Here is a 17429-nt window from a genome sequence, read left to right on the forward strand (position 1 = left end):
ATGACAGAGGAACCCACGAACGATGCAGGCCAGGGCCTGTGGCAAGTCTGCGTTGAGCAACTCGGGCAGGAGTTGCCCGAGCAGCAGTTCAACACCTGGATCAAGCCCCTGACCGCGCACGTCGCCGAAGACTTCTCCAAGGTCACCGTCTACGTGGCCAACCGCTTCAAGCTCGACTGGATACGTGCCCAGTACGCAGGCCGCATCTCGGCCATGCTGGAGTCGCTCTACGGCCAGCCGGTCACACTGGAGTTGGCACTCGCTCAGCGTGAAAGTGTTGTGCGCACTTATGTGCGCCCTTCGTCGACCGAACGCTCGGCGCCCCCGGAGACCATCACCACCGCCGTGCCGACCGTCACGGGCGAAGACGCCGCGGCGCCGGTCTTTCGCACGCGCCTGAACGCCGCCCTGACCTTCGATACCCTGGTGGAAGGTACGGCCAACCGCATGGCGCGCTCGGCCGCCATGCACGTGGCGGCATCGCCCGGCCACCTGTACAACCCGTTGTTCATCTACGGTGGCGTGGGCCTGGGCAAGACCCACCTGGTGCATGCCGTGGGCAACAAGCTGCTGGCCGACAAGCCCGACGCCAAAGTTCTCTACATCCATGCCGAGCAATTCGTCTCGGATGTGGTCAAGGCCTACCAGCGCCGCACTTTCGACGAGTTCAAGGAGCGTTACCACTCGCTGGATCTGCTGCTGATCGACGATGTGCAGTTCTTCGCCAACAAGGATCGCACGCAGGAAGAGTTCTTCAATGCGTTCGAGGCCCTGCTGGCCAAGAAGAGCCACATCGTGATGACCTCGGACACCTATCCCAAGGGGCTGGCCAACATCCACGAGCGGCTGGTCTCGCGCTTCGACTCCGGGCTGACGGTGGCCATCGAGCCGCCCGAGCTGGAGATGCGCGTGGCCATCCTGATCAACAAGGCCCGTGCCGAGAACGCCGAGATGCCCGAGGAAGTCGCCTTCTTCGTGGCCAAGAACGTGCGCTCCAACGTGCGCGAGCTCGAAGGCGCGCTGCGCAAGATCCTGGCCTACTCGCGCTTCAACCAGAAGGAAGTCTCCATCCAGCTGGCCCGCGAGGCCCTGCGCGATCTGCTGTCCATCCAGAACCGCCAGATCAGCGTGGAAAACATCCAGAAGACGGTGGCCGACTACTACAAGATCAAGGTCGCCGACATGTACAGCAAGAAGCGCCCTGCCAGCATCGCCCGGCCGCGCCAGATCGCCATGTACCTGGCCAAGGAATTGACCCAGAAGAGCCTGCCCGAGATCGGCGAGCTGTTCGGCGGACGCGACCACACCACGGTGCTGCACGCGGTGCGCAAGATCGCCGGCGAACGCCAGCAGCTGACCGAGCTGAACCAGCAGCTGCACGTGCTGGAGCAAACTCTCAAAGGTTGATGAAAACTCCCCCATCCAGGCCGCATGTACGCGGCAAAATGGGGAATTGGAGCGGCAAGAGGGGGCTCATTTGTGAGCCGCCGCTCCCACCGAGACCCGCATCCTGAATATCAGAGGTTGACATGATCGTCCTGAAAGCCACACAAGACAAAGTTCTCGCGGTCCTGCAATCGGTGTCCGGCATCGTCGAACGCCGCCACACGCTGCCCATCCTGGCCAACGTGCTGATCAAGAAGACCGGCAACGCGCTGCAGCTGACCACCAGCGACCTGGAAATCCAGATCCGCACCACGGCCGAACTCGGCGGCGACACCGGCGACTTCACCACCACCGTGGGCGCGCGCAAGCTCATCGACATCCTCAAGACCATGCCCGGCGACCAGACCGTGAGCCTGGAAACACAGCAGTCCAAGATGGTGCTCAAGGGCGGCAAGAGCCGCTTCACGCTGCAGACCCTGCCGGCCGAGGACTTTCCGCTGGTGCAGGAGGCCGCGGCCTTCGGCCCGTCCTTCAGCGTGCCGCAGAAGGTGCTCAAGGACCTGCTGGGCCAGGTCTCCTTCGCCATGGCCGTGCAGGACATCCGCTACTACCTCAACGGCATCCTGTTCGTGGCCGAAGGCAAGCAATTGTCCCTGGTCGCCACCGACGGCCACCGCCTGGCCTTCGCCAGCAGCCAGCTGGACGTGGAAGTGCCCAAGCAGGAAGTGATCCTGCCGCGCAAGACCGTGCTGGAGCTGCAGCGCCTGCTGTCGGACGCCGGTGGCGAGAACCAGCCCCACATCGAGATGCAGTTCGCCAACAACCAGGCCAAGTTCACCTTCGGCGGCATGGAGTTCGTGACCAAGCTGGTCGAGGGCAAGTTCCCCGACTACAACCGCGTCATCCCGCGCAACCACACCAACAGCGTGACCCTGGGCCGCGCCCCGCTGCTGGCCAGCCTGCAGCGCACGGCCATCATGACCAGCGACAAGTTCAAGGGCGTGCGCCTGACGGTGGAGCCCGGCACCCTGCGCGTGGCGTCCAACAACGCCGAGCAGGAAGAGGCCATGGACGAGCTGGACATCGACTACGGTGGCGACACCATCGAGATCGGCTTCAACGTCACCTACCTGATCGACGCCCTGTCCAACATGAACCAGGACATGATCAGGATCGACCTGCAGGACGGCAACAGCTCGGCGCTGCTGACCATCCCCGAGAACGACAGCTTCAAGTACGTCGTGATGCCCATGCGCATCTGAGCCATTGCGAGCGCGTCACACCGACCCGATGCCTGACACCTTGCGCAGCCCCCGCACCCGCCGCCCCATGGCGTTGCATGGTGCACGGCGCGCAACCACCCTATCCGACTCGTAGCCCCCAGCGCGTGTCCCTACGCACCGCGCCAGCGGCCGATTCGAACCATTTTCAAGCGAAGCGACAGCTTCCGACGGAACTACCCCAGGGCCTTCCATGACCGACGAGAACAAGCCAGCACCCCAGACCACCGCCCCCGCAGGATCCGATTCGGGCGGGTATGGCGAAGGCGCGATCCAGATCCTCGAAGGCCTGGAGGCCGTGCGCAAGCGCCCCGGCATGTACATCGGCGACACCTCCGACGGCACGGGCCTGCACCACCTGGTCTTCGAAGTGGTGGACAACTCCATCGACGAGGCCCTGGCCGGCTATTGCGACGACATCCTCGTGACCATCCATGCCGATGGCTCGCTGTCCGTCATCGACAACGGCCGCGGCATTCCCACGCGCGTGAAGATGGACGACAAGCACGAGCCCAAGCGCTCGGCCGCCGAGATCGCGCTGACCGAACTGCACGCCGGCGGCAAGTTCAACCAGAACAGCTACAAGGTCTCGGGCGGCCTGCACGGCGTGGGCGTGTCCTGCGTGAACGCGCTGTCCGTCTGGCTCAAGCTCAGCGTACGCCGCGACGGCGAGGTCTACGAGATCGACTTCTCGCGCGGCCAGGTGCAGAACCGCCTGATCGAGGTCGTGGACGGCTTCGAGGTCTCGCCCATGCGCGTGGTCGGCAAGAGCGACAAGCGCGGCACCAAGGTCCACTTCCTGCCCGACACGGAAATCTTCACGCAGAACCATGAGTTCCGCTACGAGATCCTGGCCAAGCGCCTGCGCGAGCTGTCCTTCCTGAACAACGGCGTGCGCATCCGCCTCAAGGACGAGCGCGACGGCCGCGAGGACGACTTCTCGGGCGCCGGCGGCGTCATGGGCTTCGTGCAGTTCATCAACGCCAACAAGAAGGTGCTGCATCCCACGGCCTTCCACGCCAACGGCAGCCGCCCCGCGGAAAGCTATGGCGGCATCCCCGGCACCGAGATCGGCGTCGAAGTCGCCATGCAGTGGAACGACAGCTATGCCGAGCAGGTGCTATGCTTCACCAACAACATCCCGCAGCGCGACGGCGGCACCCACCTGACGGGCCTGCGCGCGGCCATGACGCGCGTGATCGGCAAGTACATCGAGCAGAACGAGCTGGCCAAGAAGGCCAAGGTCGAGGTCAGCGGCGACGACATGCGCGAAGGCCTGTGCTGCGTGCTCTCCGTGAAGGTGCCCGAGCCCAAGTTCAGCAGCCAGACCAAGGACAAGCTGGTCTCCAGCGAAGTGCGCGCGCCCGTGGAGGACATCGTCGCCAAGGCGCTGACCGACTACCTGGAAGAAAAACCCAACGACGCCAAGATCCTGTGCGGCAAGATCGTCGAGGCCGCGCGTGCCCGCGAGGCCGCGCGCAAGGCCCGCGAGATGACGCGCCGCAAGGGCGTGCTCGACGGCATGGGCCTGCCCGGCAAGCTGGCCGACTGCCAGGAAAAGGACCCGGCGCTGTGCGAGATCTACATCGTCGAGGGCGACTCCGCAGGGGGCTCGGCCAAGCAGGGGCGCGACCGCAAGTTCCAGGCCATCCTGCCGCTGCGCGGCAAGATCCTGAACGTCGAGAAGGCGCGCTACGAAAAGCTGCTGTCCAGCAATGAAATCGTGACCCTGATCACGGCCCTGGGCACCGGCATCGGCAAGGCCACGGCCGAATCGGGCAAGAGCGGCAGCGACGACTTCGACCCCAACAAGCTGCGCTACCACCGCATCATCATCATGACCGACGCGGACGTGGACGGCGCCCACATCCGCACCCTGCTGCTGACCTTCTTCTACCGCCAGATGCCCGAGCTGGTCGAGCGCGGCCACATCTACATCGCCCAGCCGCCGCTGTACAAGGTCAAGAACGGCAAGGAAGAGCTGTACATCAAGGACGCCCCGGCCCTGGACCAGTACCTGCTGCGCATCGCCCTGCTCAATGCCAGCGTCCACACCGGCGGCGCCAACCCACGCACGCTGGACGGCGAGGAACTGGCCAGGCTGGCCAACATGCACCTGGCCGCAGAGACCGTCATCGACCGCCTGTCCAACTTCATGGATGCCGAGGCGCTGCGCGCCATCGCCGATGGCGTGCAGATCACGCTGGACAGCATCGAGGCCGCCCAGGCCTGCGCCCCCATCCTGGAGGCCAAGCTGCGCGAGCTGACCACCACGGGCGTGCCCGCCGAAGTCACGGCCGAGATCGACCCCGTCACCGAAAAGCCCGTGCTGCGCATCAGCCGCCACCACCACGGCAACATCAAGAGCTCCATCCTCACCCAGGAGTTCGTGCGCAGCCATGACTACGCGGCCCTGGCCGACGAGGCCCAGAACTTCAACGGCCTGCTGGGCGAAGGCGCCAAGGTCATGCGCGGCGAAGGCGAAAAGGCCAAGAGCGACAAGGCCGCCGACTTCCGCCAGGCCATGCAGTGGCTGCTGCACGAGGCCGAGCGCACCACGGCCCGCCAGCGCTACAAGGGCCTGGGCGAAATGAACCCCGAGCAGCTCTGGGAAACCACCATGGACCCCAACGTGCGCAGCCTGCTGCAGGTGCAGATCGGCGACGCCATCGAGGCCGACCGCGTGTTCACCATGCTGATGGGCGACGAGGTCGAGCCGCGCAGGGACTTCATCGAGACGAATGCGCTGCGGGCGGGGAATATCGACGTGTGATGTCCTCGGGCGACAAGGACGGTGCAGGTTCCGGCATGGCTGAGGCCCCCCAGGACGAGCCCACGGCCCTGCCCTTCGTCGAGGACTACCTGCCGGCGCTGCTGGCACAGGCCAGCAAGCTGATTTCGGCGGAGTTCCATGCCGTGGTCGAGGCCGAGGGTTTTTCGGTCACCGAGTGGCGCATCCTGGCCTCGCTGACCGGCTCGCCGGGCATCAGCACCGGGCGGCTGGCGCAGATCTCGGTCACCAAGCAGCCCACGGTCACGCGGCTGCTGGACCGCATGGAGGCCAAGGGCTATGTGGAGCGCTTCGCGCACGACAGCGACCGGCGCCTGACCATGGTGCGCATCGCGCCGGCGGGCCAGGCCATCCTGGCCGATCTGATCCGCAAGGCCAAGGAGCACGAGCTGCGCGTGCTGCAGCCCTTCGGCCTCAAGCGCGCCGAGGCGCTCAAGGTCACGCTGCGGCGCATCATCGAGCTGCACCTGCCGCCCGGCTGAGCGGCTGACAGCCTGGGTGGCCTGGGCCGCTACAGCGCCAGGCTGCCCACGCTGGTGCCACCGCAGACATAGAGCACCTGGCCGGTCACGAAGCCGCTGGCCGCATCGGCGAAGAAGGCCACGGCGCGCGCCACGTCGGCCGCCTCGCCCAGCCGGCGCACGGGCACGGAGGCGGCCAGCTGGCGCTCCCTGTCGCTGCCCTGCGCCACCACGTCGTAGAACATGTCGGTGCGTATCGGCCCCGGCGCGACCACGTTGACCGTGATGCCCTCGGGCGCCAGCTCCAGCGCCCAGGTGCGCGCCATGCCCAGCATGCCGGCCTTGGTGGCCGAGTAGCTGGTGCGCGTGGCCAGGCCCAGCGCCGCGCGCGAGGACAGCAGCACCACGCGGCCGAACTGCCGCGCCCGCATGGCCGGCAGCGCCGCCTGCAGCATCTGCACCGCGCAGCCCAGGTGCAGCTCGACCAGGGCATCCAGGTCCGCGAGCTGCACATCGGGCAGCAGGGCGGCGCGGATCACGCCCGCGTTGTGCACGATGGTGGTGACCTCGTGCTGCCCCACCATGGCCTGCACCGCCTGGGCCGTGGCTGCGCGGTCGGCCAGGTCCACCTCGATGCTGTGCAGGCGCGGATGGTCGATTTCGGTGCGCCGCCGCGCCAGCGAGATGACTTCATAGCCCTGGGCCAGCAGCTGTTCGCAGATGGCCTTGCCGATGCCGGCGCTGCCGCCCGTCACCGCGGCGACCTTGTGCGCCTTCATGCCCTGCCCTCCTCCACCAGCGCCAGCACCCGCAGCGGGCTGCCGCTGCCGTTTTCGATCTTCAGCGGCGCGGCCACCACCAGTGCGCCGGTGGGCGGCAGCTGGTCCAGCCGGGTCAGGCATTGCAGGCCGTATTTGCCGGCGCCGTGCATCAGCGAATGGCAGGGATAGGGTGGACGCAGGTGGTAGGCCTGGCCCGCGTCCGTGCCTATGGATTCGGTGCCGAAGCCCAGCACGTCGCGCTGCTCGACCAGGAAACGCACGGCGTCCGTGTCCGGCCCCGGCGTGTGCTGGCCGCTGGCGTCGAAGTTCTGGAAGGCCTGGGCATCGCGCGCCTGCGACCAGCGCCGCGCCCAGTCGGTGCGCATCAGCACCCAGCTGCCGGCCGGGATGCGGCCGTGGGCGGCCTCGAAGCGCGCGATATCGGCCACGCCCATCAGGTAGTCGGGATCGGCCGCGGCCTGGGCGCTGCAGTCAATCACGCAGGCCGGGGCGATGAAGTGCTGCGGCGGGATGCTGTCCACGGCGTTGTTCGGCAGGTCGCGGCCCGAGATCCAGTGGATGGGCGCATCGAAATGCGTGCCCGTGTGTTCGCCGCAGGAAAAATTGTTCCAGTACCAGGCCGGCCCGCGCTCGTCATAGGCCGATATCCGTTCGATGCGAAAGGGCTGGCACTGGCCTACCTCGGGCGGCAGGGCGATGGTGGGAAAGTCCGGGCTCAGCGTCTGGGTCAGGTCGATGATGCGGATGCGGCCGCTGGCCAGGGCCAGCGCAAGGCCGGCCAGCAGATCGGGGGAAGCGGGCATGTCAGAGTCCTCCTGCGGCGAGTTCGCGTTCAAGTACCTTGGGGTCGTGGCGCCAGCGCTGGCGCCATTCCTGGGCCAGGTCGCCGGGGTAGATGTCTTCCAGGCCGTCACGCAAAGCCTTCACGATGGCTGACGCCAGCGCGGCGGGAGCGAGCTTGGGCGGTGGCAGGTTCTGGCTCCATTCGTCGTCGATGGGTCCGGGGAACACGTTGACCACGCGGATGCCCGCAGGCTGCATTTCCGCGCGCAGGCACTGGGCCAGCGACAGGGCCGCCGCCTTGGAGGCCGAGAAGGTGCCATGCGCGGGAAAATTGGCCAGCGCGTAGACCGACAGCAGATTGACCCAGGCCGTGGCGTGCGCGGCACCATCGGCCGCGCGGGCCTTGAGCGCCGGGCCGAAGCACTGCGCCAGCCGCAGCAGGCCGAAGTAGTTGACCTCCATCTCGGCCTTGGCCACGTCGGTGCCGCGCCGCGCCGCGATGCCGAAGCCCCGGTGCAACTCGGCCGTGTTGACCACGATGTCCACCTTGCCGCCGATCTGGCCGGCCAGGGTGCCGACCGAGCGCTCGTCGGTCACATCCAGCGGCACCAGCGTGACCTGCGGCATGGCCGCCAACTCCGCCAGGCCCGGCAGCTTCTTCCAGGGTTCGGCATGGCCGACCCAGACAAGATCTGCGCCAGCCTGGACCAGCGCACGGGCCATGGCCTGGCCCACGGCGGATTGGCCATCCGTCACCAGGCTCTTGCGGTGCTTGGGGTCGCTGGCCATTTCGCGCAGCAGGGGGTCGTCGGCCATGTGTGGGGTTCCTTTCTCGGGGCATGCGATCAGCACCGCCTGGCCGGCGCGGTCCAGGCGGGCCTGCACTTGCACGCGCTCGGGGGCGGCGCCCACTTCGCCATGCAGGTGCACCATGACGCTGGGCCCCGTATCGAGCTGCACCATGCCCAGGCGCCAGGGCAGGCGCTCGCGGAAGTACAGGTCGTTGCTGTGGGCCAGCGTGGTCGAGGCCAGCAGCACGCCCGCACCGTCCTGCGCCTGCCAGGGCAGCTCGGGCGACAGGCAGCGGTGGCAGGCCTCGCGCGGCGGGTACTGCACGGCGCCGCATTCGGCGCAGGCCTGCAAGGCAAGGCGCCCTTCGGCGGCGGCCGCCGTCAGGCCCAGCGCCACGCGGCCGCGCGCGGACGGCGGCAGGTTGATCTGCGGGGTGCGCAGCAGAGGGTTCTTGCGTGCGGGCTTCGTGAACGGCAATGTCATCTGCTGGCCTCCACGATCACGGCGCCCGTGCACAGGCAGCGGTCATAGGTCACCATGCCGAAGCCGCCCACCAGGGCCGTGCGCGCACCGGGCACGGCGCGTTCCCCGGCCTGTCCGGTGAGCTGGCGCAGCGTCTCGGTCAGGCCCAGGAAGCCGCCGGCCGCGCCCGCCTGGCCGCAGGACAGCTGGCCGCCACCGGTGTTGTGCGGGAAGTCCCCGGCATGGGTCAGGTCGTGGGCGCGCACGAAGTCCGGCCCTTCCCCCTTGCCGCAAAAGCCCAGGTCCTCCATCTGCATCATGGCGATCACCGGGTAGTCGTCATAGGTCTGCAGAAAGTCGATGTCCCGGGGCTGCATGCCCGCCTGGGCATAGAGGTCGCCACGGTCCACGGCCCAGCCGCCGCGCAGCATCACGGGGTCTTCGGCATAGGCGTTGTGGCGTTCGATGGCGCCGCGCAGCAGCACATGGGGCAGGCCCAGGTCGCGCGCACGTTCGGGTGCCATCACGAGAAAGGCCTCCGCCCCCGCGCAGGGCATGACGCAGTCGAACAGGTGGATGGGCTCGGCAATCGGCCGGGCCGCCAGGTAGTCCTCCAGCGTCAAGGGCTTGTCGAACAAGGCATGGGGATTGCGCAACGCGTTCGTGCGCTGGGCCACGGCGATGCGCCCGAAATCCTCGCGCCGCGCGCCATGGCTGCGCATGTAGTGCGCGGTGATGAAGGCGAACATGGCGTTGGGCCCGCCCGCGCCGTAGGGGTAGCTGGCATCGCGCGCGAAGTCGCTGAAGGCGCCCAGCGTCTGCCGGAACGAGTCCACATGGTTGGTGTCGGCCGCCACGCAGGCCACCACCTCGGCATCGCCGCATTGCACGGCCCGCGCGGCGCGGCGCAGCGCCATCACGCCCGAGGCCCCGCCCGTGGGGATGTGGTCCAGCCAGCGCGGCGACAGGCCCAGGTGCTGGGTCACGCCCACGGCGGTGTCGGGCGCCAGCGAGAAGCTGCTGACCGTCAGGCCGTCGATCTGCGCCTTGGCCAGGCCGCTGCCGGCCAGCAGGCCGCGCACGGCCTGGCCCAGGAACCAGTGCGCGCCATGGATGCTGTAGCGCTCGTAGGGCACGGTGACGGGCACGGCCAGCGCCACGCCCTCGTAGCCTTTGCGTTGCAGGTAGGTGGCCATGCTCAGTCCAGCCGGATGCCGGCCGCCTCGATGATGCGGCCGAATTTCAGGGTGTCGTCCGCGATGGTCTGCGCGAACTGCGCGGGCGTGCCGGCCACCACCGTCATGCCCATGCCGGACAGCAGCTCGCGCGTGGCCGGCATCCGCAGGATGGCGGCCAGTTCCCGGTGCAGCCGCTCGACGATGGCCGGCGGCGTTCCTGCCGGCACCACGAAGCCGATCCAGGTCAGCAGGTCCACGCCGGGCAGGCCCGATTCGGCCAGGGTCGGCACCTCGGGCAGCAGCGGGCTGCGCGTGGCGCTGGTCACGGCCAGCGGCCGGACCTTGCCGCCCTGGATGTAGGGCATGGCCGGCCCCAGCGCATCGAAGATCAGCGGCACCTGGCCCGCCACCGTGTCCGTCATGGCCGGTGCGCCGCCCTTGTAGGGCACGGCCAGCAGGTCCACGCCAGCCGCGCTCTTGAAGACCTCGCCGGCCACCTGGGCCGGCATGGCGCCGTGCGCATAGGCCAGCCGGCCCGGCTGGGCGCGCGCCGCCGCCAGCAGCTCGGCCACGCTGCGCGCGCCGGCCGACGGATGCGCCGCCAGCACCATGGGCATGGTGATGGCCAGCGTGACCGGGGCGAAGCTTTTGACCGGGTCGTAGGGCAGCTTGCGGTACAGGCTCTGGTTCATGGCCAGCGTGGAGTCGATGGCCACGAACAGCGTATGCCCATCGGGCGCCGCGCGGGCCGCCGCCTCGGCCGCGATGAGGGTGTTTCCGCCGGGCCGGTTGTCCACCATGACGGGCTGCCTCCAGCGCTCGCCCAGGCGTGCCGCCACGGTGCGGGCCACGAGGTCGCTGCCGCCACCGGGCGGGAAGGGCACGATGATGCGGATGGGCTTGCTGGGGTAGGCCTGCGGCGCCCCCGTGCCTGCGGCTGCGCCCAGGGCCAGGCAGGCGGTGCACAGCAGGACACCCAGGGACCGGATCGGGAATGACAGGGCGTGCATGGTGGCTCCCGTGGGGTCAGCGCCGGAGCTGGAAGCCGGCCGCCTCGCGGTCCCAGGTCTGCGCGGTGATGCCGCGCTCGCGCAGCTTGAATTTCTGCACCTTGCCGTTCTCGGTCGAGGGCAGCGCGGCCATGAATTCCAGGTAGCGCGGGACAGCGAAATACGCCATGCGCGTCTCGCAAAAGCGCAGCAGCTCCACAGGGTCCGGCACGGCGTCCTCGCGCGGGACGATGGCGGCCATGACCTCGTCCTCGGCCAGCTCGCTGCGCACGGGGAACACCGCCGCCACGGCCACGTCCGGATGGCTCAGCAGCACCTGTTCGACCTCGTAGCTGGAGATGTTCTCGCCACGCCGGCGGATGGCGTCCTTGAGCCGGTCCAGGAAGGTGAAGAAGCCGTCGGCATCGCGCACCACGCGGTCGCCGGTGTGGAACCACAGGTTGCGCCAGGCCTGCACGGTCTGCCCGGGCATGCCGAAGTAGCCGGTGGCGAAGGCGTAGGGCTCGTCGGCGCGCAGCAGCAGCTCGCCGGGCGTGCCGGGCGGCAGCTCCTCGTCCTGCGCATCGGCCACGCGCGCCGTGAAGCCCGGCACCACGCGGCCCATGCTGCCGGGGCGCTGTTCGGCATCCCGGCCGATCACGAAGTTGGTTTCGGTGGAGCCATAGCCGTCCAGCAGCCGCAGGCCGAAGCGCGCGCCGAACTGCGCATGAAAGCGCGGCGGCACGCCGGGCGCCAGCGCCATGCGCACGCGGTGCGCGCGGTCCAGCGGCGACGGCGGCCGCGACAGCAGGATGGGCACCATGGCGCCCAGCACATAGGTCACCGTAGCCCGGTGCTGCACCAGCGCGGCCCAGAAGCCCGAGGCCGAGAAGCGCGGCTCCACCACCAGCGTGGAGCCCGTCAGCAAGGCCTGGAAGAAGGCGTTCAGGGCATTGGTGTGGAACAGCGGCAGCGTGGTCAGCAGCACCTCGCCCTCCCCCGTGCCCGACAGCTCCAGCAGCTGCGCGGTATGGCGGCCCCACCAGTAGAACTGCGCATGCGGGCAGCACACGCCCTTGGACAGGCCGGTCGTGCCCGAGGTGTAGAGGATGGCCAGCGTGTCGCCGGGCTGCACGGGTGCGGGCTCTGCGAGGGGGTCCGCCAGCGTTTCGCCCGGTACCGGAAACGGCTCGCTGCCAGGCGGCGGGGGCGCATCGATGCACCACAGGCGCTCCAGGGCCAGGCTGTCGCGGTCCTCCAGCCCTTGCAGCGCCGCCAGGCCCTCGGATTCGGCCACGAACAGCCGCGCGCCGCTGTTGGCCAGCATGTGCCGCAGCGAGGGGCCGCGCGCGGCGGTGTTCAAGGGCACGGTGATGGCGCCTATCCAGGCGCAGCCCAGCAGGGTCTGCAGGAACTCGGGGCGGTTGCCGCACATCAGGGCTACGCGGTCGCCGGGGCCCAGGCCGGCATCCCGCAGCAGCGCGCCCATGGCGCGGGCCGTGCGCAGCGCGTCGGCATAGCGCCAGCGCGTGTCGCCGGCGACGAGCAGGGTGCGGTCGGCAAAGCGCCGGCATTGCTGCTCCAGCAGCGCGGGCAGCGTGCGCTGGGCTGGCGTGAAGCTGTCGATCCAGGGGATGGCACAGGACATGGCAGACCTCACATGAACAGTTGCATGTTGCCGAACGCGGCATCGCAGTTGACCAGGTCCACGCGCTTGAGCCGCATGCGCAGACGGCCCCCACCCTGGCCATCGTCCTGGCGCACCAGCTCGTGCCCGGCCCAGCCCGCATACAGCGCCTGCTCGTCCCGGCGCGTCTCGATGTAGTGGAAGGCCGTGCGGCAGTGGTAGATGCCGGCCGCGTCGTCGCGCGCCGTCACGCGCGGCGTCTGCAGCAGGTGGTGGCAGCGGCTGACGGGCTGCTGCGAGAAGGTGCGCGCGCCGCGCAGCCGCGCTATGCGCACCTGCAGCAGCAGCCGGTCCTCGTACAGCAGCGAGGCATGCAGGCGCGCATCGGTCTGGCCCGGGGCCAGCGGCATCCAGTAGTGGCCGTCGTCGGTGAACAGGGCCAGCCAGTCGTCGTAGCGCTGGGCGTCGAGCAGGGCCGCTTCGTCGAGCACGAAGTCGATGAGCTGCTGGTCGGTGGGCAGGGCCGTGTTCATGCCAGGTCCTCCCGCGCCATGCCATCCGTCATGAAGCGCGCCCAGGCACGCATCTGGCTGCGCATCTGCCATTCGCTGGTGCCGTTGGTCACGGCCTCTTCCTGCGCTTTCTCGGCGGGATCGAACAGGCGGCCCAGGTTCACCCATTGCGAGCCGCGCGAGGCCAGGCCCTGCTGGGCACGCTCGTACATTTCCAGGTCGTCGTGGCCCACCACCGAGGTGGGCGCGTTGACGAGGCGGTTGTACATCAGCGTGCGCTCCAGCAGCAGGTCGGGTGCGCCGGCCAGGCGGAAGGTCCAGCTCTCCACCAGCGTCCTGTCGGCCGCCAGCGGCTTGAACAGGCGCAGCGTCTGTATCGGCCCCTTGACCATGAGGTTGGGAAAGTAGACGGTGTTGTGCCGCACCTCGCCGAGGATGGCGCGCGCACGCGCTTCGCCGTAGGCCGCCACCATGCTGTCCCAGTAGCCGGGCGCGGGCGAATAGGCCGCGTGGATGGAGTCGCTGACGCCCGTGTGGCCATGGCCGTTGGGCCAGACGCGGATGCCCATGTTCTCGAAGAACTCGTAGGGGTTCACGAAGGGCGCGAACAGCTCCACCGCCATGGGTTGGGGCGTGCCCTCGGGGGCGCTTTCCCAGACCTTCACGGCCGTGCCGGCCGAGGACTCATGCGCCACCATGGGGTGGCAGGTGTCGGTCTGGTTGTCCACCAGCATCTTCCAGTTGCAGCGGTGCAGGTAGCGCATGACGCCGCCGGCCACCTCCAGCCGGCCCTCGGGCGAGCGATCGACCATGTTGTCCAGCGTGGACAGCGCGGGGCCGAAGAACTGCGCAAAGCCCATGCCTTCGGGGCGCAGGCGGCAGAAGACGAAGTCGCGGTAGACCTCGACGGCCCCCACGGCCACCATGCCCTGGCTGGCCTCGCAGGCCTCGAAGCCGGTGTGGTCGTAGCCCTTCTTCAAAGGGATGGACAGCAGCCGGCCATCGGTGCGGTAGGTCCAGGCGTGGTAGGGGCAGCGGAAGAACTTGCCCGTGTGGCCGCAGCCTTCGGGCGCGATCTGCACGCCCTTGTGCGCGCAGCGGTTGTACAGCACCCGGATGCTGGCGTCGGTGTGGCGCACCATGACCACGGGCTGGTCGCCCACGGTGGTGGCATAGAAGTCGCCGGGACGGGGAATCTGGCTGGCGTGGCCCACGTAGATCCAGGTGCTGGCGAACAGCTGCTCCATCTCCAGGGCGAAGATTTCTTCGCTGGTGTAGCAGTCCCTGTGCACCTCGGTATCGCGCACCAGGGCGGCCACGGCCCCGGGGTTGTCGTGGTAGCGAGTCATGGCGTCAGTCCAGGCGGATGTGGGCGTTGCGGATCACGCGGCCCCAGCGCTCGCGCTCCTGGGCGGCGTAGCGCGTGGCCTCGGCGGGCGTGGTGGGCAGGGGCTCGATGCCCAGCGTCTGCATGCGGGCCTTCACGTCGGCGGAGTTCAGCGCCAGGTTCAGCGCCTTGTTCAAGGCCTGCACCGTGGCCGGTTTCGTGGCCGCCGGCACGACCAGGGCCTGCCAGGCATAGGCCTCGAAACCGGGCAGGCCCTGCTCGGCCAGGGTCGCCAGCTCGGGCATGGACGACACGCGCTGCGGGCTGGCGACGCCGATGGCGCGCACCTTGCCCGCGCCGATGAAGGGGCCGCCGCTGGAGGTATCGACAAACATGAAGGGCAGCTGGCCGCCAGCCACATCGGCCAGGGCCGGCGCGGCGCCGCGATAAGGCACATGGGTCAGTTGCAGGCCCGACTGGCTGCGGAACAGCTCCACCGCCAGGTGGTGCGGACTGCCCAGGCCCGGGCTGCCGTAGCTGGTGCCCTCGGGCGCCTGGCGGGCCCAGGCCAGGAACTCCGCCAGGTTCCTGGCCGGCACCTGGGGTCCCACCACCAGCACCAGTGGAAAGCGCGCGATCATGCCGGCCAGGGCGAAGTCCCGTTCGGCGCTGTAGCCCAGCTTGCCGTAGAGAAAGGGATTGGCCGCCAGCACGGCCGAATCCACGGTGGAGACGGTGTGCTCCGGGCTGCGCGTGCGGGCCACGTACTCGGCGGCGATGTTGGCGCCCGCGCCCGGCTTGTTCACCACGATGAAGGACTGCTGCATGCTCTTGCCCATGGCATCGGCCAGCATGCGCGCCACCACGTCGGAGCCGCCGCCGGGCGCATAGCCCACCACCCATTCGACGGGCTTGCCATCGTTGGCCAGAGCGACCAGCGAGACCAGTGGAAACAGGGCCAGCGCAGCCAGCCGCCTCAAGGTTCTGAGCATCATCGGGGTCTCCTCGCGTGGGGTGGGTGGGGCCTCAGAGATCCAGCACCAGGCGCGGCCCCCTGGCACGCGAGATGCAGATCTGGATCACGTTGCCTGCGGCCTTTTCGCTGGCGCCGAGCACATGGTCGCGGTGGTCTATCTCGCCTTCGAGCACGGGCACGGCACAGACCCCGCACTCGCCGCGCCGGCAGTCGAACAGCGGATCGCAGCCCTGTTCGATCAGGCAGTCGAGGATGCTCTGGTCCGCCGCCACGGTGCAGCGCCGACCGCTGTGCGCCAGCACCAGCTCGAAGGCCTGGTCGCCGGCCTGCGGCTGCGCGGCCGTGAACAGCTCGAACCGCACGCGCTCCATGGGCCAGGCACGGGCGCGGGCGCCCGCCAGCACGGCATCGAGCAGGGGCCGGGGGCCGCAGACGTACAGGCGGTCCTCGGGCGCGCAGCGGTCCAGCAGGGCGTCCACGTCCAGCGGCGCGCCCTGCTCGTCGTCGGCGTGCACGCGCAGCGCATCGCCGAGCAGGGCCTGCAATTCGGTCAGCAAGGCCATCTGCGCGCGGCTGCGGCCCGCGTAGGCCATGCGCACCGGCCGCCCCAGGGCGCGGCAGCGCGCCGCCATGCTGGCCAGCGGCGTGACGCCGATGCCGCCAGCCACCAGCACCGCGCAGCCCGCGTGATCGGCCAGGGGGAAGTCGTTGCGCGGCGGCGCGACGGTGATCTCGTCGCCCTCCTGCAAGCCATGCATGAAGCGCGAGCCGCCACGGCCTTCGGCCTCCAGGCGCACGGCGATGCGGTATGCGGCCGGCGCGGCATGGGCACCGCGTTCCAGATCGATCAGCGAGTATTCGCGCCAATCGTGCGGGTCGCCGGTCGGGCCGACCCGCACACGCAGGTGCGATCCGGCGTCGAAACCGGGCAGCGGCCCGCCATCGGCCGCGCGCAGCACCAGCATGCGGACCAGCGGGTTGAGCGGCAGGGCCTGCGCGACGCGCAGCGTCAGCGTGGGGGGATTTGGGAGAGGGGGGAGCGTCATGGCGTGTTCCCTCAGTCCGCCTTGATGTTCGCGGCCTTCACCACGGCGGCAAAGCGCAGCGTCTCGGCCTGCACGGTGGCCTTGAAGGCCGCCGGGGTGACCGGCAGGGGCTCGGCGCCCAGCTCGGCGAACCGCGCCTTGATGGACGGCTGTGCGAGCAGCCTGTTGATCTCGCCGTTGAGCCGCTCCACCACCGGGGGCGGCGTGCCGGCGGGGCCGTAGACGCCGAACAAGGTATCGACGGCCACATCGCCCAGGCCCTGCTCGGCAAAGGCCGGCGTGTCAGGCGCCTCGGGCACGCGCGCCGCACTGGCGACCGCCAGCAGCCTGAGCTTGCCGCCGCGCACCCAGGTCAGTGCCGTGCCGGGCACGAAGGCATAGTCGATCTGGCCGGACAGCACGGCCTGCAGCGCCGGCTGCGCGCCCCGGTAGGGGACATGGGTGGCCGCGACGCCGGCGGCCTGCCTGAGCATTTCCCCGGCCAGGTGCGGCGTGCTGCCCGTGCCCGGGGAGCCATAGCTCATGCCCGGATGGCTGCGCGCATGGTGGATGAAGGCACTGAGGTCGCCGGACGGCAGGTCGGGCCGCGCGACCAGGAACAGGCGGGTGTTGGCCAGCAGCGCCACATGCACCAGATCCTTGGCCGGATCGAAGGGCATGCGCGAGAACATGGAGGGATTGACCGACTCGACACTGGAGGCCGCGACCAGAAAGCTGTGGCCGTCTCCACTCCTGGCCACGAGGTCGCCGGCCACGTTGCCCGAGGCGCCGCTGCGGTTGTCGATCAGCACGGGCTGGCCCAGGGCCTCGGCCAGCTGCGGCTGCAGCAGCCGCACCATCACGTCGGCCAGGCCGCCCGGCGCGAACGAGACGACCAGGCGCACCGGCTTGGTCGGCCAGGCATGCGCCGTGGTCAGTCCGCCGGCCGTGCACAGCAGCAGGGCCAGCAAAGGTGCGGCCATGCGGGCCCTTGCCCATCGACGGTGACGGCCCAGAGTGTTGGTTGTCATGAAGCGGCCTCCTCGATGGACATGCGT

General features: G+C 69.3%; 15 protein-coding genes. 4 read left to right on the forward strand and 11 right to left on the reverse strand.

What is annotated here, in order from left to right:
- The 4 genes from dnaA to L1Z78_RS00020 all read left to right on the forward strand — a co-directional run bounded on the left by dnaA (position 1) and on the right by L1Z78_RS00020 (position 5939).
- Complete coding sequence (dnaA, locus tag L1Z78_RS00005; protein WP_234639547.1) at positions 1-1407, forward strand: chromosomal replication initiator protein DnaA; 1407 nt, start codon at positions 1-3, stop codon at positions 1405-1407.
- A gap of 122 nt (positions 1408-1529) precedes the next feature.
- Complete coding sequence (dnaN, locus tag L1Z78_RS00010; RefSeq protein WP_234639548.1) at positions 1530-2648, forward strand: DNA polymerase III subunit beta; 1119 nt, start codon at positions 1530-1532, stop codon at positions 2646-2648.
- Between the two features lie 211 nt (positions 2649-2859).
- Positions 2860-5439, forward strand: a complete 2580-nt coding sequence (gyrB, locus tag L1Z78_RS00015) for a DNA topoisomerase (ATP-hydrolyzing) subunit B (RefSeq protein ID WP_234639549.1) — start codon at positions 2860-2862, stop codon at positions 5437-5439.
- A gap of 35 nt (positions 5440-5474) precedes the next feature.
- Positions 5475-5939, forward strand: coding sequence for a MarR family winged helix-turn-helix transcriptional regulator (locus L1Z78_RS00020; protein WP_234639550.1), 465 nt, complete (start codon positions 5475-5477; stop codon positions 5937-5939).
- A 29-nt stretch (positions 5940-5968) separates the two neighbouring features.
- Here the strand turns inward: L1Z78_RS00020 and L1Z78_RS00025 are convergent, their stop codons facing one another.
- From L1Z78_RS00025 to L1Z78_RS00075, 11 genes are read right to left on the reverse strand one after another with little or no spacing between them, the layout of a single operon-like run.
- Entirely contained in the window at positions 5969-6697 is a 729-nt protein-coding gene (locus L1Z78_RS00025) for an SDR family oxidoreductase (protein ID WP_234639551.1), read from the reverse strand.
- Complete coding sequence (locus tag L1Z78_RS00030) at positions 6694-7503, reverse strand: cyclase family protein (RefSeq protein ID WP_234639552.1); 810 nt, start codon at positions 7501-7503, stop codon at positions 6694-6696. Before L1Z78_RS00030 ends, L1Z78_RS00025 begins: the two co-directional genes overlap by 4 nt.
- A gap of 1 nt (position 7504) precedes the next feature.
- On the reverse strand, positions 7505-8758 hold the full coding sequence (locus L1Z78_RS00035; RefSeq protein ID WP_234639553.1) for an SDR family NAD(P)-dependent oxidoreductase: 1254 nt from the start codon (positions 8756-8758) through the stop codon (positions 7505-7507).
- Complete coding sequence (locus tag L1Z78_RS00040; protein ID WP_234639554.1) at positions 8755-9933, reverse strand: thiolase family protein; 1179 nt, start codon at positions 9931-9933, stop codon at positions 8755-8757. The genes L1Z78_RS00035 and L1Z78_RS00040 overlap by 4 nt, the downstream gene beginning before the upstream one ends.
- A gap of 2 nt (positions 9934-9935) precedes the next feature.
- Positions 9936-10925 carry a Bug family tripartite tricarboxylate transporter substrate binding protein gene (locus L1Z78_RS00045; protein ID WP_234639555.1) on the reverse strand — a complete coding sequence of 330 codons (990 nt, stop codon included), beginning with the start codon at positions 10923-10925 and terminating at the stop codon, positions 9936-9938.
- Between the two features lie 16 nt (positions 10926-10941).
- Entirely contained in the window at positions 10942-12552 is a 1611-nt protein-coding gene (locus L1Z78_RS00050; RefSeq protein ID WP_234639556.1) for an ATP-dependent acyl-CoA ligase, read from the reverse strand.
- A gap of 8 nt (positions 12553-12560) precedes the next feature.
- A complete protein-coding gene (locus L1Z78_RS00055; RefSeq protein WP_234639557.1) occupies positions 12561-13064 on the reverse strand; it encodes an aromatic-ring-hydroxylating dioxygenase subunit beta in 504 nt (167 codons plus the stop codon).
- Positions 13061-14392 (reverse strand): aromatic ring-hydroxylating dioxygenase subunit alpha, encoded by a 1332-nt coding sequence (locus L1Z78_RS00060; protein WP_234639558.1) that lies wholly within the window; start codon positions 14390-14392, stop codon positions 13061-13063. The genes L1Z78_RS00055 and L1Z78_RS00060 overlap by 4 nt, the downstream gene beginning before the upstream one ends.
- Before the next feature lie 4 nt (positions 14393-14396).
- Positions 14397-15365 (reverse strand): Bug family tripartite tricarboxylate transporter substrate binding protein, encoded by a 969-nt coding sequence (locus L1Z78_RS00065; protein ID WP_234639559.1) that lies wholly within the window; start codon positions 15363-15365, stop codon positions 14397-14399.
- Positions 15366-15396: 31 nt separating this feature from the next.
- On the reverse strand, positions 15397-16392 hold the full coding sequence (locus tag L1Z78_RS00070) for a PDR/VanB family oxidoreductase (protein ID WP_418921658.1): 996 nt from the start codon (positions 16390-16392) through the stop codon (positions 15397-15399).
- A gap of 11 nt (positions 16393-16403) precedes the next feature.
- Complete coding sequence (locus L1Z78_RS00075) at positions 16404-17402, reverse strand: Bug family tripartite tricarboxylate transporter substrate binding protein (RefSeq protein WP_234639560.1); 999 nt, start codon at positions 17400-17402, stop codon at positions 16404-16406.
- Positions 17403-17429: the final 27 nt, after the last annotated feature.

Origin of the sequence: Delftia tsuruhatensis, assembly GCF_903815225.1 — a bacterium.
Taxonomy (GTDB): Bacteria; Pseudomonadota; Gammaproteobacteria; order Burkholderiales; family Burkholderiaceae_C; genus Comamonas; species Comamonas tsuruhatensis_A.